The following is a 21926-nucleotide window of genomic DNA, read 5'->3' as shown; positions in this document are numbered from 1 at the left end:
TACAATAAAAATTTAACGTCTTGCCCAGAGTAATAGTAGGTCTCTCGGGAGGAGTAGATTCTAGTGTCACAGCATGGCTATTAAAAGAACAAGGTTATGAAGTAATAGGTGTTTTTATGCATAATTGTAACAATGCAGAGCAAGAATGTTCCAGGAGAGAAGATAGTACTGATGCGATGTTTGTGGCACAACAACTAGGGATCCCTTTTCATATACTAGATATGAGTGAAATGTATGAGAAGCGTATTATAGAATATATGTTTCAAGAATATGCTAATGGGCGAACCCCTAATCCAGATATATTATGCAATCGTGAAATAAAATTCGATTTTTTTTTTAAAAAATCTCTTTCTCTTAAAGCTGATTTTATTGCTACGGGGCATTATGCTAGACGAGAAAAATTATTTAAGAACCATCGTGAGATATCCAGATTGTTAGCAGGAATAGACCATGAGAAAGATCAATCCTATTTTCTTTGTCAACTTAATCAGGAACAATTGAGTAAAAGTTTATTCCCCTTAGGTCAACTAAAAAAAAGGGAGGTACGAAAATATGCTGAAAAAATTGGGTTAATAACAGCTCATAAAAAAGATTCACAAGGGCTTTGTTTTGTAGGAAAAGTTAAACTCCCTGATTTTCTTAAGAAAAAGATAAAACCCCAATATGGAGATATTATAAAGATTCCTTCAAATCATGTAGCGTTTACGGAACATAAAGAAGAAACGTGGTCTATGATGGCAAAAAAGACTATTTATAACAGGAATTGTGGAAAGGTGATTGGAAACCATCCTGGAGCGTATTATTTCACTAAAGGACAAAGAAAAGGGTTACGAATAGGAGGACAGATTGAAAGGCTTTTTGTTATAGATACAGATATTGAGAATAATATCGTATATGTTGGTATGGGAAAAAATCATCCAGGACTTTATAAAAGAGCCTTATTTGTAAAGGAAAATGATATTCATTGGGTCAGATCTGATCTCGCATTGAATAATGGTAAAAGCCTAGAAGTGACATGTCGAATACGATACAGACAACCTCTACAGAGAGCTTTTTTACATAAAGTAAAAATTGGACTTTATACTATATTTGAACAACCACAATGGGCAATTACTGAAGGACAATTTGTGGCATGGTATCTTGGTGAAGAACTCATTGGCTCAGGAATAATTTCCTAATGGGCTATAAAATTTTTTTCATCCAAAATTCGTTTACGTTCCTCTTCTGCTAAAGCAGCGTCAATTACTATACATCCGCTATGTGCATCAAAAACTATTTTTTTCCGTTGTATGATGTCTAAATATTCCTGCGGAGGAATGATAAAGAAAGATCCTCCTGAAGCCCCTCTATCTACTGTAACAATAGCTAAACCATTTTTAACTTTAGAACGTATCCTATTGTATTTTTTTAATAAATGAGGTTCTATTTTTTTTGAAAAAATCACCGAATATTTTAATAAGATTTTTTGCTCTTTTTGATAGTTTTGTATAACTCTATAAAGTTCTTTTCTTTTTTTCAAAACGTGTTCTTTCTTTTTCTTGTAAAGAATTTCGGATTCCTCAAGGAGAGACTCTTTTTGAGAGAGTTTCATTTCAAAATCCTTAATGTTTTTGTTAGCTAACTCAATTTCAAGTTCTTGGGATTCTATTTCCTTACTTAAAGATTTTAATTCACGATTATTACGGATTTGATCTTGCTGTTTTTTGGATTTTTTTATATCATTTTCGTCCTCTTTTATCATTTCTTTTTTTTTCTGTAAGGAACTGCGATATCCATAAATTTCTTTCTGGATTTTTTCAACTTTATTTTGTAACTTTTTGACTTCATTTTCAATTTCGTGAATTTCTATTGGAAAGTTCTCTATAAGAGAGTTTATTTCGTCTATACGAGAATCTATGAGTTGTAAGTCATACAAATCTCTAAGCTTTTTTTCTACAGTAACTTCTTGTAATTTACTAATCATACTTCATACTTATTTTCTGATGTCCTCAAATTTAGTAACTTATTCGGCTAGTATGATCTAGAAGAGGAGAATGTCGGTTTTAATAAAACTTAAGAAGTCTGTATGTCCCCCTCCTGCCGTGATCACCTAGTAGCCCAAGAATCAAGAGACCCCGTAAAACAGGAGATTGAAACTATGAGAGAAAATTATGTTAAACCTAATTGGATTCGTGTTAAATTACCTACAGGAGAAAATTATAGGAAAATTCGTAGGTTGGTTGACCAATATAATCTTCATACCATTTGTCAAAGTGGAATATGCCCAAATATAGGAGAATGCTGGGGTAGAGGAGTAGCTACTTTTATGATTCTTGGAAATATTTGTACGAGATCTTGTAGATTTTGTGGCGTCAAAACAGGCAGACCAGAAAATATTGACTGGGAAGAGCCTAAAAAGATAGCTATCTCTATAAAACTAATGCATATCAAACATGCAGTTATTACTTCGGTAAATCGAGACGATCTAAAGGATATGGGTTCGTTTATTTGGGTAGATACCATACGAAAAATTAGGATATTCAATCCAAGCACCACACTAGAAACTCTTATACCTGATTTTAAAGGAAATACATTTTTTTTAGATAAAATCCTTCGGGAACGTCCAGAAGTTATTTCTCATAATATGGAAACGATTTCGAGACTAAGTAGAGAGGTAAGAATACAAGCTAAATATGATCGTAGCCTCGAAGTATTACGTTATTTAAAAAGAATGGGACAACCTCGAATAAAGAGTGGAATTATGCTAGGATTGGGAGAAACTGAAATAGAAGTTCTTGAACTTATGGAAGTTTTAAAATCTTCAGGCGTAGATATCCTTACTATAGGACAGTATTTACAACCGACAAAAAAACAGATACCGGTAAAAGAATTTATAACTCCAAAACAATTTAAAAAATATGAAGAAATAGGGTTAAAAATGGGATTTAGACATGTAGAAAGCGGGGCTTTAGTGCGTTCTTCTTATCATGCATATAAACACCTGCATTAAGCAGCCAGGGGACGCAGTCCGTATTACCAACCTAATTCTTTACCCTTTTTAAGAATAAAGGAATATACTGATTCCCTATCGGTAGCAATCTTTCCCTCTAAAACCGCTTCCTTTATGGACTTTTTTATAATTCCAACTTTAGGAGAGGGACGTAAATTAAAAATTTTCATAATTTCTTCTCCTGAAATTGGAGATTGCCAATTCCGGATTCTATCTTTTTCTTCAATCTGAAGCAATTTTTTTTCCACTAAGGCAAAATTATTCTTATAACGATATCGTTTTTCAGAATTTTTTGTGGTAATATCTGCTTTACATAGCAACATGAGATCATCAATATCTTTTCCAGCATCAAATAATAAACGACGAAATGCTGAATCAGTCGCTTCTTTACTCACCAAAGCTATAGGTCGTGAACTCAATTGAACAATTTTCTTAACATATTTCACAGTAGATCCCATAGGGAATTTCAATCTTTGAAACAATGTTATAATCATACGTGATCCTACAAATTCATGAGAATGAAACGTCCACCCTATAGGTGAGACATATTTTTTAGTGAGAGATTTTCCAATATCATGCAAAAGAGCCGCCCATCGTAACCAAAGTGAATCTGAGACTTTACTTATATTATCTACTACCTCAAGAGTGTGAAAAAAATTATCCTTATGATAATGTCCTTCTTTTTCTTCGACTCCTTCGAGATCAGTCAGTTCTGGTAAAATCTTTGATAACAATCCAGATTTGTGCAAAAGTTTTAACCCAACAGAAGGTTTACGTGAAAGCATAATCTTATTAAATTCTTCCATGATTCGTTCAATAGAAACGATATGGATACTATTTTTTTTGTAGACAAATCGCCTTATCAAGCTGGCTAGAAAATCGGAGAGCTCGCAACATTCGCAATGTATCGGAAGAATAAGTAACCCATGGAGACGAATAATCTTTAGATTCAGAAAGTCCATCAATTAATTTACCATAATTAAACGTATTCAGGCTTATCGCCTGATCCCTACGTTTTTGGTCGTAAGAACCAATGGGTTTACGGCTATCATTTCTGTCAGATTCTTTACGAGCTCCTATGAATTCAATTTCATGATTCCTATATTTTAGAATAGCTGTACCAAAGTTTTTAAAACAGGTTCTTTGATAAGAAATATTCAAGCGTTTAGAAACTGCCACTGTTACTATATCAATATATTTAGGCTTCTTAAGAAGAACATCAGACCCTCCTATGACATAGTAATCTGGGTTCATTTCTGAAGATGATAGACTCCTAAATATTCTATTTTTAATAGCGCTATTCAAATACATAGTCTCTTCTTATTAAACAGATAAAGAATATTCACGAAGAGTTTCATTCAAAGAAGTTTTTTTATCTGTACTTTCTTTACGTTTTCCTATAATAAGTGCGCAAGGAACCTGGTAAATTCCTGAAGGAAAATTCTTAGGATAGGTCCCTGGAATAACCACTGATCTACTGGGAATCCGGCCTCTAATTTCTAGAGAAAATGGCCCTGTAACATCTATAATTTTAGTCGAACCAGTGAGAATAACCCCCGCTCCTAAAACTGCTTCTTTTTCTACATGCACTCCCTCTACTACTATACATCTAGATCCTATAAAAACATCATCTTCAATGATTACTGGAACTGCTTGTAAAGGTTCTAGGACTCCGCCAATACCGACACCACCACTTACGTGAACACGTGAACCAATCTGGGCACAACTTCCAACCGTTGCCCAAGTATCTATCATTGTGTTATGACCTATGTAAGCACCTATATTAACATAAGAAGGCATCAATATAACCCCTTTAGAAAGATAAGATCCATATCTAGCAATGGCATGGGGAACTACACGGACATCTTTTTTATTATATTCTGATTTAATAGGAATCTTATCATGAAATTCTAACGGACCCAATTCATACGTTTTCATCTCTCTTATAGAAAAATACATGAGTATTGCCTTTTTTATCCATTCGTTCATTTTCCATCCTTCTTCTGTAGACTGTGCAACTCTAATCTCTCCACTATCAAGCTTTGAAATGGTCTGAAATACTATTCTTTTAGTTTCATCAGTGAAACGTTTTTTTTTGCTTTTCCAAGCAATGTCTATCTGTTTTTTAAGATCTTCTTGCATAATTCTCAGGGTTTCTATAACAAAAAATTTATATAGAGAGTGTCACGAATATTAGCCATAGATTATGGAAAAAAGAGAACAGGATTGGCAGTAACTGATCCGTTTGGAATGATTGCTTTCGGATTAAAAACTGTGAAAACATCAGAATTAATGATTTTTTTAAATTCGTACCTCTATAAAGAGAGAGTTAAGACACTAATTGTAGGAGATCCTAAAAAATGGAAAAATCAATACTTTGATCTCGAAAAGGATATTCAAACATTTATTAAAAATTTTCGATCAATTTTTGAAAAAATTCCTGTAGTTCGTGTAGATGAACGTTTTACTTCAAAAATAGCTAAAGATTCTATAACATATATTAAATTAAAAAAAAAATATAGGAAGAATAAAGCGCTAATTGATGAAATAAGCGCTGTATTAATTTTACAAGATTATCTTGGATAGAGAAAATATAATTAAATGATGTTACCTATCTCTCTATATGGAGACCCTGTGTTAAGGAAAAAATGTAAAAAAGTAGAAACTTCCTTTTTAAAGATTCAAAAAATTATTAATAAGATGTTTATGACCATGTACCAAGCTAATGGGATTGGTTTAGCTGCACCTCAAGTAGGTTTGAGTATCCAACTTTTTATCGTCGATATTTCTCTCCTGACGGAGAGAGAGAGTTCTTTTAAAGAGATTTTCATCAATCCTAAAATAAGAAAGGCCCATATAGATCTTTGGAAATATAAAGAAGGATGTTTAAGCATACCAAAAATTATAGAAAATGTGGTACGCCCTAAAAAAATCGAAATAGAATATTATAATGAACATTGGGAAAAATGCAAAGAGACTCTTCATGGAATAGAAGCTAGGGTAGTACAGCATGAGTATGACCACCTTAATGGAAAATTATTTATAGACTATCTTCCATCATTCAAACGAAATTTAATAAAAAAAAATTTATAGAATTAAATAATTCACTGGACTTTTTCTACAATGACTTTAAAAGCATCAGGATGATGTATAGCTAAGTCGGCGAGGACTTTTCTATTAAGACTGAGATTATTTTTTGATAGCTTATTCATTAACTTAGAATAAGATAATCCATACTCTCTAGAGCCAGCATTAATACGCTGAATCCATAATCTCCTAAAAGATCTTTTTTTTCTTTTACGTCCTATATAAGCGTATAGGAGAGATTTTTCGACAGCGTTTTTAGCAACAGTAAAAACCTTACTTCGTGCTCCATAATAACCCTTCGCCGTTTTAAGTATTTTTTTTCTCCTGGCTTTGGAAGCCACCGCGTTCACTGATCTTGGCATGTCACTTAACCTATTAACAATTGTCTTTTGATATTTTTCTCATCCGATTTTCTAACAATGGAAAAACAAGTTAATCTACGTTTTCTATGAATAGATTTTTTAGTTAGGATATGATTTTTAAAAGCATGCTTTCTTCTTATCAAACCATTAGAAGTCAATTTAAAACGTTTTTTAGCGCTAGACTTAGTTTTCAACTTAAACATTGTAAAATAAATTATATGATTTTTGGGGTTAAAACTAGGAACATTCTTTTCCCTTCAAGATAAGGCATACGTTCTGTCTTAGAGCAATCTTCAAGGTCTCTTGCTAAACGGAATAATAAGACCTCGCCCTGGTTTTTATAGATTATAGATCGTCCTTTGAAAAATACTATGAGTCTCACCTTAGATCCTTCTTGTAGAAATTTTCTAGCATTATTTTTTTTAAATTCATAATCGTGTTCATAGATTTGTGGACCAAAACGGATTTCTTTGACCTGATTCTGTTTAAGTTTTTTTTGCTTTTTCTTCTGTTCATAAAGAAATTTATTATAATCTAGTAATTTGCAAACAGGAGGGGACATATTAGGATTAATTTCTACTAAATCCAATCCCAGATTTTTAGCTAGATTTAGGGAATATCGTAAGGAATATATTCCGTTTTTGACATTATCTCCCACTAAACGGATATCAATAGATGTGATACTATCATTGATCCTATGATTAGTCTTCTGGTTCTTATTCTTCATTATACAAGTTTAGATTTTATTAAATCTATAAATTCTTCTTTAGAATAAGCACCGAGATTTCCTTCTTTATGTGCTCTTACGGAAATATTCCCGCAAGTAACCTCTTTATCTCCTACTAATATCATGAAGGGAATTTTAGACATCTCCGAATCTATGATTTTTTTACTAATTTTCTCATCACGAATATCAATATTGACACGAATATCAAATTCGTATAACAAATTTAAAACTTTTTTTGCATAAAGTATATGTTTATAACTTATGGGAAGAATCATAACTTGAATCGGTGCTAGCCAAAAAGGAAAATTACCAGAAGTATGCTCTAAGAGAATAGCTATAAAACGTTCCAAAGAACCAAAAGACGCTCTATGTATCATTACAGGACGATCCCATTGATTATCTACTCCTCTGTATTGTAAATTAAACCTATCAGGAAGATTATAGTCTACCTGAATAGTACCTAACTGCCAACTCCGTCCTAAAGCATCCTTTACAATAAAATCCAATTTTGGACCGTAAAAAGCTGCTTCTCCATAGGAGATGTTTATTTTTAAATTTTTATCTGTTGCCGCCTGGATGATAGCATGTTCAGATTTTTTCCAATTATCATCTGTTCCTATATATTTATTAGGCGTTTTCTGATCTCTAAGAGAGATCTGAGCTGTGTAATCTTTAAACCCAAAAGATTGTAAACTATAGAGCACCAATTCAATAACTTTTTTAAATTCTTCTAAAAGCTGGTCAGTAGTACAAAAAATATGAGCATCATCTTGAGTAAACCCTCTAACACGCATTAAACCATGAAGTTCTCCTTTTTGTTCATATCGGTATACAGTACCAAATTCAGAGAATCTTTTGGGAAGGTCACGATAAGACCATTGTTGGGACAGGTAAATTTCGCAATGGTGTGGACAATTCATAGGTTTTAATAAAAATTCGGCATCCTTATTAGGGGAGGATATAGACCAAAAACTATCCTTACCATATTTATCCCAATGGCCTGAAATTTCATAAAGAGATTTATATCCAATGTGTGGGGTAACTACCATTTCATAACCATATTTTTTTTGTTTCCGAAGTAGAAAATCCTTCAAACACTTTCGTAAAATAGCTCCTTTGGGTTGCCAAAGTGGGAGACCAGATCCTACTCTTTCTGAAAAAGTAAATAAACCAAGTTCTTTTCCTAGCTTCCGATGATCTCTATTTTTAGACTCTTCAAAACGTAATAAGTAATCAGAAAGTTCTTTTTGATTAGGAAAAGAAATCCCATAAATTCTTGTAATTTGCTTGTTGTTTTTATCACCAGACCAATAAACTCCGGAGAGACTAAGAATTTTGACGTATTTAATACAACCAGTACCAGGAATATGCCCACCTTGGCATTGATCAACAAAATCGTCGTGACGACAAAAAGTAATATTACTAGACTCCAAATTTTGGATTAATTCTGTTTTATAAGAATTTTTGTTATAAAAATTTAATGCCTCTACTTTAGAAACTTTATACAGATGAAAAGATGAACATTTTCTAGCATTTTCAATCATAATAGTTTCAATATGAATAAAATCTTTCTCTGAAAGAGACATATCAACGTCATAATAAAAACCATTCTCAATAGGTGACCCTATAGTTAATAGAGATTTGGGATACATTTTTAAAATAGCTTGTGCCAACAAATGTGCGGATGAATGCCAAAAGGCTTTTTTTCCCATCGGATCTTCCCAGGTATAAAATTCAATATGTACATCTTGAGTTATTGGAGTATCAAGTTCTATTTGTTTTCCATCTATACTAGCAGATAATACACGATTAGCTAATGATTTATTGATATTATGAACTATTTCAATCGGTAAAGTTCCCAATGGAAATTTTTTTGATTTACCGTTAGAAAACATGATACAGATCATCTTTTCCTTAGAAGAAGAGTCTGTCATAGATCAGATATTACAGAAAAAATAGTAGTGATTATATTTTTTATCGAAGGATTTATTAATTTTCTCATATGTTCTAATTGCTTAAGTAGAAATTTTTCTTCAGAGGTTACAGACTCACTAGCGATTCGGTTTTTTCGATTGATAATATTAGGATGTTTCCGTTCTTTAGGAGTCAGAGAATAGATAATAGCCTCAATGATTTTAAAGGAAAATTCTTTCATCCTGGTATTTTTTTTAGTTGTTGCAGAAACTCGTAATACTCATATTTTCACCAGTGCTTATGAATTTAATGGGTCCAACACTTCGAATAGTTAGTGCTCCATCTAGTTTGTCCGCCTTCATAATTTAAAATATCGTGGTGCGGGATTCACTGAATCTTGTCCTGTCTACAAAAAGAGTCTCGACATCTTTCTTGATAAAGATATTTGATTTCATTCATCAGAGCTTCATCTATACGTCCTGCGTGATCTATTATTAATACATCATTACACTTAACTCTCGCATATGATTTTTTAAGTTGTTCTATTGCTGCAGGTCGTGAAATATCAACAGATACTAATAAAGGATTTTTCCGTTCTTTACTGGACAAGTAAGAAGCTAATTTGACGGAAAAAGTTGTTTTACCTGGTAGACCCAGAAGTTCTACGAGTTCACTGTGTACAATCTTTATTAGAACTTTTTTAGCTACTTTCAAATTCACATCAGCATTAAGTAAAACACGACGTAATTCTTTTATGGGTTCTGAAATCTTACTCAATACTTCCTTGACGGGATATCAAACATAGACTACATACGTTCTGGCATATTGATTCCCAAAAGTTTCAGGCCTAATTTTAAAACTTCTCCACACAAAATAGAAAGTTTTAGTCGGAAAATAGCCTGATCCAGATTTTTATCTTGAATAATTTTTACACTGACGTTTTGGTAAAAATCGTTAAAAGATTTAGCTAGTTCATAAATGTAATTAGCCAATATAGCTGGACTAAAATTTTCCGCAGAACTTTTCACTAAAGAAGGGTATTGTTCTAGGATTTTTAATAAATATTTTTCCTCTTCACTTGGAGAATACGGGTGAATATTTTTCGATGCTATCGCCATAGCCTTTCTCTCTAAAGAGCGAATACGAGAATAGGTATACTGGATGTAAGTCCCTGTATTTCCTTTAAAATCTACTGAAGTTTCAGGATTAAACATAATACGTTTTTTAGGATCGACTTTTAGGAGATGGTATTTCAATGCGCCTAAACTTAGAGTTTTTAAGTCAGTAGATGAATAATCATGGACTTTTCCTAGTTCTTTTGTAATTTTTTTAGCCACTTGGTTCATCTGTTCCAACAGATCATCTGCATCTACTACAATGCCTTCTCTAGACTTCATTTTGCCTGAAGGGAGTTCTACCATGCCATATGAAAGATGGAAAAGCTTATCTGCCCAGACATATCCGAGTTTCTTTAGGATGATAAAAAGCGCACGAAAATGATACTTTTGTTCTTCTCCAACGAGAAATATAAGAGAATCTATAGGATATTTTTCAAAACGTTCTATAGTTGTTCCAAGATCTTGTGTAAGGTACACCGCTGTTCCATTTGCACGCAAAAGCAACTTTTCATCTAGACCCTCCTTAGTAAGATCTACCCAGACTGAACCGTCTTCTTTATAAAAGAAGACCTTTTTTTTTATTCCTTCTTCAATAACTCTTTTCCCTAATAAGTAAGTATTACTCTCATACTGAGTATAGTCAAAATTAATATCTAATTGTCTATAGGTTTTTTTAAACCCTTGGTATACCCAGTTATTCATTTTTTTCCATAAAGCCAAAATTTTTTCATCTCCAGATTCCCAAAGACGCAACAGTTGATGAACTTCTTGCATAATTGGGGCTTCCTTCTTAGCTTTCTTTTCATCAAAACCTTGTGCACATAAATCATTCACTTCCTTCCTATAAGCCTTTTCAAAGCAGACATAATATTTTCCGACTAAATGATCACCTTTCATACCACTGTTTTCAGGAGTTTCTCCTCCGGAGAATTTGTTCCAAGCCAGCATAGATTTACAAATATGTATTCCACGATCATTGAGAATCTGTATTTTTATTACCTTTTTTCCTACAGATTTAAAAAGTTCAGATATTGAATGACCTAATACCATATTCCTAATATGACCAAGATGTAAAGGTTTATTAGTATTGGGGGAAGAATATTCTATCATCAGAGTCTTCTTATCTGAAGATGTAGTTGTCAAAAAGTTACTACTAGAAAGTTCTTTTAATAACTCATTATAATATGAATCAGTACATTCAAAGTTCAAAAAACCATTAATATATCGAAAAGATTGAATTATTTGGGAATGTTTCTTAACATATTTTCCTATTTGATTTCCCATTTTTTCAGGAGATTGCTTTAATATTTTCATTAAAGGTAAAAGAACTAAAGTAATATATCCAGGAAATTCTTTTTTGGTATACTGAATTACAAGACTTAAAGTATTTTTAATACCTGTTACATGAGTAACAGCTTCATATAGAACAGGAATTAGCCGTTCCAACGTACTTTTCACTCAAAACCGATTTTATATTTAATGAATATATATTTAAAGAAAACATCAACTGATCGTACTTTTACTTTTCGAGTATAATTTTAAGTCTATCTTGTAGCATTTTGATTTTGTTTATGGTCTCATATTCTTTTTTCATTTCTAAATTAACTACTCTTTGAGGAGCATTAGATACAAAATGCTTATTTGACAATTTTTCCCTTGTATATGCTAGAAAATCTTTATAGTATTCTATAGATTTTTTTAATTTTTGAATCTCCTCATAGAGATTAGTTTGTCCTTCAAAAGACACAAAGTATTCTTGTGTACCAACTAAAAAAGATAATTTGTTATTAATAGGTTTCTCTTCCAGAAAAGAAAGCTCAGAAATATTTTCTAATTTTAAAACCACGGGATAGAATATAGATTTTTCATTATTAATACAAGTGGACAACAAAAATGAAATATTTGAAGAAATTCTCTGCCTTTTTCTTAAGGATCGTAACTCTATTACAAGATGCATAATCTTACAAAAATCTTTTATTATTTTTTCCTCCATTTGTTTTTTTTTAGGCCATGAACTAATAATAAGTGCTTCTTTGTCTGCACGGACTTTAATTTGTTGCCAAATTTCTTCGGTAAGAAATGGTATAAATGGATGAAGCAATTTCATCAAATTTTCAAAAAATTGAAATGTTTTTGAATATAGAAAATCTGACACAGAATCTTTTGAAGAGGGTTTGACAATTTCTAAATACCAAGAACAAAAATCATCCCAAAAAAAATTATACAGGATATTTAACGTGTCAGAAATTTTATATTTTTCAAATAACTTGTCTATTTGTTCAAGTACCTGATAAAATCGGTTTTCAAACCACTTTATAGCTAACTTTTCATAAGTTAAAATAGGTGCATTAAAATCAGTTTTCCAAGATTTGATCAACCGGAAAGCATTCCATATTTTATTCGCAAAATTTCTTCCTTGTAAACAAAGTTTTTCATTAAAAATAAGATCATTACCCATTTTACTATTAAGCAATAGTCCTACTCTTACTCCATCTGTCCCATATTGATTCATCAAGGTAATAGGATTAGGAGAATTTCCTAAAGACTTAGACATTTTTTTGTGATGATTATCACGAACAACCCCAGTAAAACAAACGTTCTCAAATGGTTTTTTATTTATAAAAGTATAACCAGCCATAATCATACGTGCTACCCAAAAAAATAGAATATCAGGTCCAGTGACTAAATCTTTAGTTGGATAATAATATTGAATACTTTTATTATTTGGGCTAGATATGCCATCAAATACAGAAATTGGCCATAGCCAAGAAGAAAACCAAGTATCAAGCACATCTTCGTCTTGGTTGAACATATCCAATGTTATTTTTTCACAATTTATTTTTTTCCGAGCTAGATTCAGAGCCTCCTCCTTAGTTTCAGCCACTATATAATCTTCTATATTATTATTATAATAATACACTGGAATTCGGTGTCCCCACCAAAGTTGACGTGAAATGTTCCAATCTTGGATATTTTCCATCCAATTTTTATAAATATTTTCTATTTTTTGGGTATGAAAGTGAATTTCTCCATTTTTTACAGCTTCAATCGCTTGTTTAGCCATATCTTTTGTTTTTAGAAACCATTGCATGGAACGACGAGATTCTATCAAAGATCCAGTACGTTCAGAGACGCCGACCTTATGGATTAAGGACTCTTCTTTGATCAAAAAACCCTTTTCTCTTAGTTCTTGGACAATCTCTTTACGCACGTGAAAACGGTCTTTTCCATGATAGTGGAAAGCATGTTCATTTAAAGTCCCATCCTCATTAAGAATATCTATAAATTCTAGATGATATTTTTTAGCTAAAATTTGGTCATTAACGTCGTGAGAAGGAGTCATTTTAAGACAGCCGCTTCCAAATTCTTTATCCACATATTCATCCTTTATAAGTGGTACTATACGTTGAATAATGGGAACCAAAATACTTTCTCCAATTTTTAGATGGGAGAAACGGTCATCAGATGGATGAACACAAACAGCCGTATCACCCAACAAGGTTTCTGGACGAGTAGTGGCAATAATTAAATATTCTTTTTTACCTAAAATAGGATACTTTACATAATAAAGTCTTCCTTTACATTCTTTATATATTACCTCTTCATCTGATATAGTGGTTTTCGCCTCAGTATCCCAATTTACCATTCTGTATTCCCTATAAATCAATCCGCGTCTATATAAATCAATAAAACAACGAATAACAGAATTTGATAGCGATTTCTCCATGGTAAATCTTGTATATTTCCAATTACAAGAGCATCCAAGCTTTTTAAGTTGATTCAATATGGTCTCTCTATGTTTATGAGTCCACTCCCAAGCTAATTTTAGAAAAGCTTCTCGACCGATTTTTGATTTCGTCAGTTTTTTTTCTTTGAGATGAGATACTATTTTAGCCTCAGTGGCTATGGAAGCATGATCTGTTCCTGGAACCCAACACGTATTGTAACCTATCATCCGAGAACGACGGACAAGTACATCTTGGAACGTGTTATTCAACATGTGCCCCATATGAAGTATACCAGTAATATTTGGTGGAGGAATTACCACAGTATAAGAAGGCCTTTCATCAGGAATCGAATGAAAAAAATCTTTTTGAAGCCAAAAATTATATATTTGTTTCTCAATATTTTGAGGTTTGTAACGAGTTAATATTTCCATAATGCTTTGTAAAGAAAATTTATCGATTAAATTAATTTGCAGATGCGGCTATTTCTCACCTCGTAGTGATTTTCAAAGAGCCTTTTTATCCTAGATTTTCGTCCTAGGCTTATAGAGAAATCTGTGAGGACGGAATATTGTATAGCATAACTTCCCGTGTACGCGATTATGAGAACCCCAGCTAGCGATCCCAAATGCTTGAACACTTACTATTATTTTTTTTTAGTATACCATGGGTTAAAATCCACTAATTCTATTAGTGCCATTTCTGAACCGTCACCCAATCGAAATCCAGTTTTAATAATTCTGGTATAACCTCCAGGACGCTCTAATATTTGAGGAGCCACTGTAAGAAAAATATCTACAACAGCGGACTTATTTTGTAAATATGAAAATACTATGCGTCTAGAATGTGTACTAGATGTTTTGCTCTTGGTAAGAAGAGGCTCTATAAAACGTTGTAATGCTTTCGCCTTAGCTAAAGTGGTACTTATTCTTTTTTTAAGAATAAGAGAACAGGCCATATTCGACAACATAGCTTTTCGATGTGATGACGTTCTCCCAAGATGATTTATCTTTTTTCTGTGTATCATCGTAAATAGGGTGAGTAGAAAGCTTTCCATTGAGAGGCAGCTTCAATTCGCAAAAGTTTATTATTGGCCATACGTTCTACAGCGGTTTCACTATGAGAGATAATCGTCGTGGATACGCACATCGAATTCGCGTACCCTACTAATTGATCCATTACGTCTTCAATAGAGTGAGAATTTTCGCATAAATAAGTAATATCTTTCAGTTGCATCCCTTCGCTTCCTTTAAAATGTTCTTCAGCAGCTTGTAATAATGCATCTTGAGAAGCTACCTCATCACCTGCTAATTCTTGATGTCCATTGAGGAGCATGGGTAGAGTCCAAGCGTGAAACCCGACTAATACTTTAGCTAAAGAAATTCCTAGCAATGCCTTATCGCCAATCAGTTCTTGAGAAAGTATTCTATTCACATTTTCTCTGAACACTTCTTTTCCCAGTGGACCTCCATAACGTAATTCTATGGGTTCATATTGACCTTCCATAGTATAAGATATCGTCCTCATATTGAATTATTTTTTAACTCTACCCAAACCTTTTTTTTCTAAAAATATATTTATCTCATTCAAAGTTTTTATTCCAAAATGTTTCAATTTTTTTAGATCTGTTTCGGTTTTACTTATTAGTTGTCTTAACGTAAAAATTTCTGCTGATTTTAAGCAGTTTTGTGCTCTTACCGATAGGCCAAGTTCGGACAGATTAGAATTCAACAATTTTTCAAAATATACAGTATATTCAGAAAGTTCTGTAAGATTTGGACTCTCGGTAGAAATATTATTCTCATTAAATAACATAAAGTGATTTATTAGAATTTTAGAAGCTTCTATCAAAGCCTCTTTAGGTGAGATAGAACCATCTGTTTGAATTTCTATAGAAAGTTTTTCATAATCTGTTTTTGGTTCAAACCTACAATTTTCCACAGTATATTTTACATTTTTTATTGGTGTAAATATAGAATCAATCGCAATAGTTCCTATGGTAGATTCATATTTTTTATTTGCTTCAGCAGGTACATATCCACGACCTTTTTCTATAATAAAGAAAATATTAAAAGGAATAGATTTGTTTTTATTGCATATAATAAGATCTGGGTTCAATACTTGAAATCCAGAAATAAATTGTCCAAAATCTCCCGCTGTAATTTTCTCTTTATCTGTTATACAAACCGTTACTTCTTCTTTAGTGCTTTTTAAATCACTAGATTTTTTGAATCGTATTTTTTTACAATTAAGAATAATGTCTGTCACATCTTCTATTACTCCTTTTATTGTCGAAAATTCATGATTGACTCCTTCAATTTTTACTGAAGTAATAGCAAAACCTTCTAAAGAAGAAAGAAGAATTCGTCTTAGGCTATTCCCTATAGTAACTCCAAAACCAGGTTCCAAAGGGTTAATTTCGAAAATGCCTGAATACAAAGTTTCACTCTTTATGAGAACTCTTTCAGGTTGTATAATATTTACAATCGTCATCTTTATTTATATTTTGAATACCATTCAACTATTATTCGTTCATTAATATTCTCTGGAATCTTTTCTCTTTCAGGAAGACTTTTAAAAGTTCCACGCATTTTTTCTTGATCCCATACCAACCAATCAACTATTTGACCAGACGAGTTATGGGAATTCAAAACATGTTGAATATTTGGATTATTTTGAGATTTTTTTCTAATTTCTACAATATCTCCTGGTTTTAATAAATAAGAAGGAATATTTACTTTGTTTTGGTTGACAGTTATATGTCCATGTAATACTAATTGTCGTGCTCCTGAACGAGATAGAGAGATCCCTAATCTATAAACCACATTATCTAAACGAGATTCAAATAACTGTAAAAATACTTCCCCAGTATTTTTTTTCATACTTAATGCTTTTTTAAACATTCTTCTACATTGACGTTCCAAAACCCCATATATATACTTTAGTTTCTGTTTTTCTAAAAGTTGAAGAGCATATCCAGATTTTTTTCCTCGTCTATGATAACTTCCGTGTTGATTATAAATATATTTTTTCCTGTCAAAATATTTGTCTTTACCAAAGATCTTTTCGCCAAATTTACGGGCAATTTTAGTTTTAGGTCCGATATATTTTGCCATAATTATTTTTTTTTTTTTAAATTAAGCTCTTCTACGTTTAGGAGGTCTACATCCGTTGTGAGGCAATGGAGTACGATCTGTAAGACTAACAACGGAAATGACCTTATTCAAAGAACGAATAGCTGATTCTCTACCAATTCCACATCCTTTTATAATAACATCTACTTTTCGAAGTCCAGCATTAAAACCCTTTTCAGCTACTTTCTCAGCAGTTATTTGAGCAGCATAAGGAGTATTCTTTTTAGAACCTTTAAATCCTATTTCCCCTGCAGAACAAGAACATATAACCTCTCCTTTTTTATTTGTTAAAGTAATGATAATGTTATTGAAAGAAGAATTGATATGTGCTATACCTATAATATCAACTTCAACTTTTTGTTGCTTTTTTCCATGTGTTTTCATTTATTTAATAATTTTTTTCTTATTAGCTACTGTTTTTTTTACCCCTTTTCTGGTCCTAGAATTATTTTTAGTTTTCTGTCCCCTTAATGGTAACCCAATTCGATGACGAATCCCTCTATAGCAACCTATATCCATTAACCGTTTAATGTTCATCTGGGATTCCGATTTAAGTTCTCCTTCAGTTTTTACACTTTCGAGAAGAACTTTACGGATGTCATTAATTTCTTCATCACTCCAATCTTTTATTTTTTTATCTGGATTGACTCCGACTTGGGAAAGTATTTTTTTCGCAGTACTTTTTCCTATACCGTAAATATACGTTAGTCCTATTACCCCCCTTTTGTTTTTAGGTAAGTCTACTCCTGAAAGTCTTGCCATATACTATGCCTGTCTTTGTTTAAATTTGGGATTTTTTTTATCTATTACATATAAACGTCCTCCCTTCCGTCTTACTATTTTAGAATCAACACTTCTTTTTTTTAAAGAGGTTTTCACTTTCATTGCTGTTATAAATTCTAATATCTATAAATAACTCTACCTTTAGTTAGGTCATAAGGAGAAATTTCCATCCTAACTTTATCTCCAGGAAGAATTTTGATATAATTCTTTCTAATTTTTCCAGAGATATAAACTTTAAGAATATGTCCGTTCTCTAACCGAGCGCGGAACATTGCATTAGGCAACGCTTCTATAATTTCAGCATCTTGCTCTATAAAAGATTCTTTTTTATTAGACATTATTTATTTTTTGTTATCAGAGATCTTTTTCCTTGCATCATTCCGTCATAATGAATATTAAGCAAATAAGCGTTTATTTGTTGAGATATGTCTAGTACTACTCCTATAATAATTAATAATGATGTACCTCCGTAAAATAAAGAAAATCCCTTAGTAACTCCTATTCTTACCACAATAGCGGGCAATACGGCAATTATTGCAAGTAAAATCGCTCCTAAAAAAGTTATTTGATCCAAAATATTATCTATATAATCAATCGTGTCCTGACCTGGGTTGACGCCTGGAATATATGCTCCATTTGTTTTAAGATCATCCGCCATTTTATTTACAGGAATAGTAATTGTGGTATAAAAAAATGTAAAGGATATGATAAGAAAAACAAATACTATATTATACCAAACTCCATAAAGATCTTGGAAAATTTCTACAATTTGTTTGAATTCTTCATTTCTAATATGAGTAAATAAAATTACTGGCAATAACATAATGGCATGGGCCAATATAATAGGCATAACTCCTACCGTTAGAACACTTAACGGAATATATTGTCGAATTGACGGTTTTATTGAAAAATAATAATTTTGAATATATTTTGCTTGGATATATTTGACATATTGAAGAGGAATTTTTCTCACGGATTGTATAACAAATATACAAAATAGTATTATAAAAAACCAAATTATAAATTCAAAAAATAATAAAAATAGACCAACGTGACCTACTTCCATTCTATTTAGGATTTCCATAACTATGGATTCTGGAAAACGTACTATGATACCTATCATAATAATTAATGAAATCCCATTTCCAATTCCTTTATTGGAAATATTTTCTCCAAGCCACATAGAAAATAATGTTCCTGTAGTAAGTAATAAAATAGACATTAACCAGAAAAACAATTTTCCCTGGGAACTTGTTATATCTAATAGATAAGCTTTAGGAATATCAGAAAATGGTAAGAATTGAGTAGTAAGTGCTGCAATATATGCTGGGGCCTGAATAAGGCAAAGACCTATAGTCAGCCATTTAGTAAGATAATTAATTTTTTTTCTCCCTTCTCTTTTTAGAGATGGAAAAAGAATTTCCATAAGTTGGATAACAATAGAGGCTGAGATATAAGGCATGATTCCAAGAGCTAAGACTGAAGCATGGGTAAAAGCACCGCCAGTAAATGAAGAAAGAACCTGCATAATGTTCTTGGTACTTGGATTCAGATTTTCTATAAAGTCACCTATCTCTCTCGAATTAATTCCTACTAAAGGAACATAAGATCCTAAACGGTAGACTAATAAAAAAAAAAATCGTAACAATAATTCTGTGACGCAATTCTTCTACTTTCCAAAGATTTTTTAGAGGACTAAAAAATTTTCCCTCCAACCTTTTGTATTGCTTTTAGAGCACTTTTGCTAAATTTTAAAGCTGAAAAATTTATTTGAGATGTTAATTTTCCACGACCCAATATTTTGACTAATTTATTTTTAGATACTAAACCGAGTTTTTGTAAAATTATTGGATTCACTTCGGTTTTAATTTTTCCCTTATCTACTAAATTTTGTAAGACATCTATATTAATACCAACATAACATTTCCGATGAATATTTTTAAATCCAAATTTAGGGATCCGGCGCTGTAGAGGCATTTGACCACCTTCAAATCCAAATTTAGTAGAATTTCCTGAACGTGATTTTGCTCCTTTATGTCCTCGTGTTGAAGTTCCTCCTTTTCCAGAAGCTTGCCCTCTACCAAGACGTTTACAATTTTTGACAAATTTCATCTGTTTCTATTTTGAGAAGATGCCTGACTTTACGTATCATTCCCAGGATTTGAGGAGTATAAAGATGCTCTACCTGATGATTAATTTTTCTTAACCCTAAGGCTTTAATAGTTTTTTTTTTATTCTTAGAGCATTTGATAAGACTTTTGACTTGCGTAATTTTAATTTTATTCATTTGTTTTAACCTTTTAAAACTTTTTGTATAGAAACACCTCTTTCTCTCGCAATATTTTTTAGATCACGCATATTTGATAATGCTTTAAACGTTGCTTTTACTACATTGTGTGCATTAGTAGAACCTTTAGATTTTGACAGGACGTTTTTAATCCCAACTACTTCTAATACAGCGCGCACAGCCCCACCAGCAATAAGTCCTGTTCCTTGAGAAGCAGGTTTCATAAAAACACAAGCCCCTGAATAACGAGATTCTTGTTCATGAGGAATACTACCATTAACAGCAGGAATTTGAAAAAGATTTTTTTTTGCATTAGCTTCCGCTTTTGCAATAGCTTCAGAAATATCTTTAGATTTTCCAGTACCGTACCCGGCTATCCCAGTTTCATTCCCCACTACTACAAGAGCCCGATAACTAAATCCTCTTCCTCCTTTGGTTACTTTTACTACTCTATCTACTTCAACAAGTCTAGAAATTTTTTTATTAAGAACTGTTTTTTCCATTTTTGGTTAAAATTCTAATCCTTCTTTTCGAGCTGCTTCAGCTAAGGCTTTGACTCGGCCGTGATAGAGATAACCATTTCTATCAAAGACGACACGACTTATACCTAACTTAAGAGTTTTTTCTCCTAATCTTTTACCAACCAAAGTAGCTTTTTTAGTTTTACTTACTTTTATTTTAAAATTTGTTTCCTTACTTGTTGCTGAAGATAACGTAATACCTTTAAAATCATCAATGACTTGAGCACAAATATCTTTATTACTTCTATATATTGATAGACGGGGCCTTTCTGAAGTCCCAAAAATTTTATTCTTTTTTTTATACATTTTTAAGCTGATTTTCCTGCTTTTCTTCTTATATATTTTCCTACGTATCTGACTCCTTTTCCTTTATAAGGGTCTGGTTTTCTAATAGAATAAATTTTAGCAGCAACAAGACCTAATAGTTGCTTATCACAGGATTTAAGAATAATTAATGGATTTTTTCCTTTTTCAGATTGGGTCTGTAGTTTAATTTCTATAGGAAGTTCCATTATAATATTGTGAGAAAAACCTAAATTTAATTCTAATCGTTGATTTTTATGAAAAGCTCTGTATCCTATTCCTACTAATTCCAATTCCTTAGAAAATCCCATGGTGACTCCAATAAACATATTTTTAATAATTGAGCAATAAAGACCATGTATTGCTCGATCTTCCTTGTTATCTGAAGTTCTCTTCACTAAGAGTTTTTCTCCATTATATTCTATTTTAATTCGTGAAGAGAATACTTGTTGTAATTTTCCTAGATTTCCTAATACTTCTATAAGATTATTGTTTTTTAATTCTACTGAAACCCCTTTAGGTATCGAAAGAGTAAAATTTCGAATTCTTAACATAAATAACATTTTTAATATACATGACATATAACTTCTCCTCCAACATGTTTTGCTCTAGCCTGTTTATCTGTCATGACGCCTTTAGAGGTCGAAATTATTGCAATTCCTAACCCATTTAATACACGGGGTAAATTAGTAGATGAACTGTATTTTCTTAATCCTGGTTTGCTTAAACGCTTAATAGACTTAATTACTGGTTTTCGTGTTTTCCGGTCATATTTTAAAGCAATTTTAATATTTTTCTTAGTGGAATTTTCTTCAAATTTATAACTTAATATTAATCCTTGATCAAATAATATTTTTGTGATCTCTTTTTTTAATTTTGAAGAAGGAATTTCCACTATCCTATGTTCAGCATTTAAAGCATTCCGAATTCGTGTTAAAAAATCTGCTATAGGATCTGTGTACATATTTTATGTTTT

Annotated in this window: 27 protein-coding genes and 3 pseudogenes; 4 read left to right on the top strand and 26 right to left on the bottom strand. The window is 31.9% G+C overall.

The window, feature by feature from the left end:
- Window positions 1-20: 20 nt before the first annotated feature.
- Window positions 21-1178, top strand: a complete 1158-nt coding sequence (mnmA, locus tag FNIIJ_RS00400; RefSeq protein WP_038436093.1) for a tRNA 2-thiouridine(34) synthase MnmA — start codon at window positions 21-23, stop codon at window positions 1176-1178.
- Here mnmA and FNIIJ_RS00395 read toward each other — a convergent pair.
- Window positions 1175-1963 carry a zinc ribbon domain-containing protein gene (locus FNIIJ_RS00395; RefSeq protein ID WP_038436092.1) on the bottom strand — a complete coding sequence of 263 codons (789 nt, stop codon included), beginning with the start codon at window positions 1961-1963 and terminating at the stop codon, window positions 1175-1177. The genes mnmA and FNIIJ_RS00395 overlap by 4 nt on opposite strands.
- Before the next feature lie 102 nt (window positions 1964-2065).
- Here FNIIJ_RS00395 and lipA point away from each other — a divergent pair, with 102 nt between their 5' ends.
- Window positions 2066-2989 (top strand): lipoyl synthase, encoded by a 924-nt coding sequence (gene lipA / locus FNIIJ_RS00390; protein ID WP_081823210.1) that lies wholly within the window; start codon window positions 2066-2068, stop codon window positions 2987-2989.
- A 23-nt stretch (window positions 2990-3012) separates the two neighbouring features.
- Here lipA and FNIIJ_RS00385 read toward each other — a convergent pair.
- Window positions 3013-4300: pseudogene (locus FNIIJ_RS00385) on the bottom strand (CCA tRNA nucleotidyltransferase).
- A 12-nt stretch (window positions 4301-4312) separates the two neighbouring features.
- Window positions 4313-5131: a 2,3,4,5-tetrahydropyridine-2,6-dicarboxylate N-succinyltransferase gene (locus FNIIJ_RS00380; protein ID WP_038436091.1), complete on the bottom strand. Its 819-nt coding sequence runs from the start codon at window positions 5129-5131 to the stop codon at window positions 4313-4315.
- 39 nt (window positions 5132-5170) lie between these two features.
- Between FNIIJ_RS00380 and ruvX the strand changes: the two genes are divergently transcribed.
- Together ruvX and def are read left to right on the top strand one after the other, a co-directional pair.
- Window positions 5171-5575: a Holliday junction resolvase RuvX gene (ruvX, locus tag FNIIJ_RS00375; protein ID WP_038436090.1), complete on the top strand. Its 405-nt coding sequence runs from the start codon at window positions 5171-5173 to the stop codon at window positions 5573-5575.
- 15 nt (window positions 5576-5590) lie between these two features.
- Complete coding sequence (gene def, locus FNIIJ_RS00370; RefSeq protein WP_038436089.1) at window positions 5591-6082, top strand: peptide deformylase; 492 nt, start codon at window positions 5591-5593, stop codon at window positions 6080-6082.
- A gap of 11 nt (window positions 6083-6093) precedes the next feature.
- Here the strand turns inward: def and rplT are convergent, their stop codons facing one another.
- The 23 genes and pseudogenes from rplT to rpsH form a co-directional block, all read right to left on the bottom strand.
- Entirely contained in the window at window positions 6094-6438 is a 345-nt protein-coding gene (rplT, locus tag FNIIJ_RS00365; protein WP_038436088.1) for a 50S ribosomal protein L20, read from the bottom strand.
- 5 nt (window positions 6439-6443) lie between these two features.
- A complete protein-coding gene (gene rpmI / locus FNIIJ_RS00360) occupies window positions 6444-6641 on the bottom strand; it encodes a 50S ribosomal protein L35 (RefSeq protein ID WP_038436087.1) in 198 nt (65 codons plus the stop codon).
- 11 nt (window positions 6642-6652) lie between these two features.
- A complete protein-coding gene (infC, locus tag FNIIJ_RS00355; RefSeq protein WP_051673231.1) occupies window positions 6653-7165 on the bottom strand; it encodes a translation initiation factor IF-3 in 513 nt (170 codons plus the stop codon).
- Complete coding sequence (gene thrS, locus FNIIJ_RS00350) at window positions 7165-9072, bottom strand: threonine--tRNA ligase (RefSeq protein WP_038436304.1); 1908 nt, start codon at window positions 9070-9072, stop codon at window positions 7165-7167. The genes infC and thrS overlap by 1 nt, the downstream gene beginning before the upstream one ends.
- A 23-nt stretch (window positions 9073-9095) precedes the next feature.
- Window positions 9096-9320 (bottom strand): hypothetical protein, encoded by a 225-nt coding sequence (locus FNIIJ_RS00345; RefSeq protein ID WP_038436086.1) that lies wholly within the window; start codon window positions 9318-9320, stop codon window positions 9096-9098.
- 146 nt (window positions 9321-9466) lie between these two features.
- Window positions 9467-9856: a signal recognition particle receptor subunit alpha gene (locus FNIIJ_RS00340; RefSeq protein WP_038436085.1), complete on the bottom strand. Its 390-nt coding sequence runs from the start codon at window positions 9854-9856 to the stop codon at window positions 9467-9469.
- Window positions 9857-9885: 29 nt separating this feature from the next.
- Window positions 9886-11655 (bottom strand): arginine--tRNA ligase, encoded by a 1770-nt coding sequence (argS, locus tag FNIIJ_RS00335; RefSeq protein ID WP_051673230.1) that lies wholly within the window; start codon window positions 11653-11655, stop codon window positions 9886-9888.
- Window positions 11656-11716: 61 nt separating this feature from the next.
- Window positions 11717-14356, bottom strand: coding sequence for a valine--tRNA ligase (locus FNIIJ_RS00330; protein ID WP_038436084.1), 2640 nt, complete (start codon window positions 14354-14356; stop codon window positions 11717-11719).
- A 227-nt stretch (window positions 14357-14583) separates the two neighbouring features.
- A pseudogene (gene rplQ / locus FNIIJ_RS00325) lies at window positions 14584-14949 on the bottom strand (50S ribosomal protein L17); the annotation flags it as partial.
- Window positions 14946-15428, bottom strand: a complete 483-nt coding sequence (locus tag FNIIJ_RS00320) for a hypothetical protein (protein ID WP_158499130.1) — start codon at window positions 15426-15428, stop codon at window positions 14946-14948. The gene FNIIJ_RS00320 and the pseudogene rplQ, both read right to left, overlap by 4 nt.
- A gap of 27 nt (window positions 15429-15455) precedes the next feature.
- On the bottom strand, window positions 15456-16415 hold the full coding sequence (locus FNIIJ_RS00315) for a DNA-directed RNA polymerase subunit alpha (protein ID WP_038436082.1): 960 nt from the start codon (window positions 16413-16415) through the stop codon (window positions 15456-15458).
- 2 nt (window positions 16416-16417) lie between these two features.
- Complete coding sequence (gene rpsD / locus FNIIJ_RS00310) at window positions 16418-17038, bottom strand: 30S ribosomal protein S4 (RefSeq protein WP_038436081.1); 621 nt, start codon at window positions 17036-17038, stop codon at window positions 16418-16420.
- 21 nt (window positions 17039-17059) lie between these two features.
- On the bottom strand, window positions 17060-17440 hold the full coding sequence (gene rpsK, locus FNIIJ_RS00305; RefSeq protein WP_038436080.1) for a 30S ribosomal protein S11: 381 nt from the start codon (window positions 17438-17440) through the stop codon (window positions 17060-17062).
- Complete coding sequence (gene rpsM / locus FNIIJ_RS00300; RefSeq protein WP_038436079.1) at window positions 17441-17818, bottom strand: 30S ribosomal protein S13; 378 nt, start codon at window positions 17816-17818, stop codon at window positions 17441-17443.
- 3 nt (window positions 17819-17821) lie between these two features.
- Window positions 17822-17941 (bottom strand): 50S ribosomal protein L36, encoded by a 120-nt coding sequence (gene rpmJ / locus FNIIJ_RS00295; RefSeq protein ID WP_038436078.1) that lies wholly within the window; start codon window positions 17939-17941, stop codon window positions 17822-17824.
- 14 nt (window positions 17942-17955) lie between these two features.
- Window positions 17956-18177, bottom strand: coding sequence for a translation initiation factor IF-1 (gene infA / locus FNIIJ_RS00290; RefSeq protein WP_038436077.1), 222 nt, complete (start codon window positions 18175-18177; stop codon window positions 17956-17958).
- Window positions 18177-19554, bottom strand: a pseudogene (gene secY, locus FNIIJ_RS00285) (preprotein translocase subunit SecY). Before secY ends, infA begins: the two are co-directional and overlap by 1 nt.
- Window positions 19535-19951 (bottom strand): 50S ribosomal protein L15, encoded by a 417-nt coding sequence (gene rplO / locus FNIIJ_RS00280; protein ID WP_038436076.1) that lies wholly within the window; start codon window positions 19949-19951, stop codon window positions 19535-19537. Before rplO ends, secY begins: the two are co-directional and overlap by 20 nt.
- Window positions 19929-20126, bottom strand: coding sequence for a 50S ribosomal protein L30 (gene rpmD / locus FNIIJ_RS00275; RefSeq protein ID WP_038436075.1), 198 nt, complete (start codon window positions 20124-20126; stop codon window positions 19929-19931). Before rpmD ends, rplO begins: the two co-directional genes overlap by 23 nt.
- A gap of 5 nt (window positions 20127-20131) precedes the next feature.
- Window positions 20132-20629, bottom strand: coding sequence for a 30S ribosomal protein S5 (rpsE, locus tag FNIIJ_RS00270; protein ID WP_038436074.1), 498 nt, complete (start codon window positions 20627-20629; stop codon window positions 20132-20134).
- A 6-nt stretch (window positions 20630-20635) separates the two neighbouring features.
- A complete protein-coding gene (gene rplR / locus FNIIJ_RS00265; RefSeq protein ID WP_051673229.1) occupies window positions 20636-20953 on the bottom strand; it encodes a 50S ribosomal protein L18 in 318 nt (105 codons plus the stop codon).
- A gap of 2 nt (window positions 20954-20955) precedes the next feature.
- Entirely contained in the window at window positions 20956-21504 is a 549-nt protein-coding gene (gene rplF, locus FNIIJ_RS00260) for a 50S ribosomal protein L6 (protein ID WP_038436072.1), read from the bottom strand.
- 11 nt (window positions 21505-21515) lie between these two features.
- A complete protein-coding gene (rpsH, locus tag FNIIJ_RS00255) occupies window positions 21516-21914 on the bottom strand; it encodes a 30S ribosomal protein S8 (RefSeq protein ID WP_038436071.1) in 399 nt (132 codons plus the stop codon).
- Window positions 21915-21926: the final 12 nt, after the last annotated feature.

The sequence above is a fragment of the Candidatus Walczuchella monophlebidarum genome, assembly GCF_000709555.1.
Lineage (GTDB): Bacteria > Bacteroidota > Bacteroidia > Flavobacteriales > Blattabacteriaceae > Walczuchella > Walczuchella monophlebidarum.
Note: the sequence above shows the minus strand (reverse complement) of the source record. Positions and strands in the feature narration are given on the sequence as shown.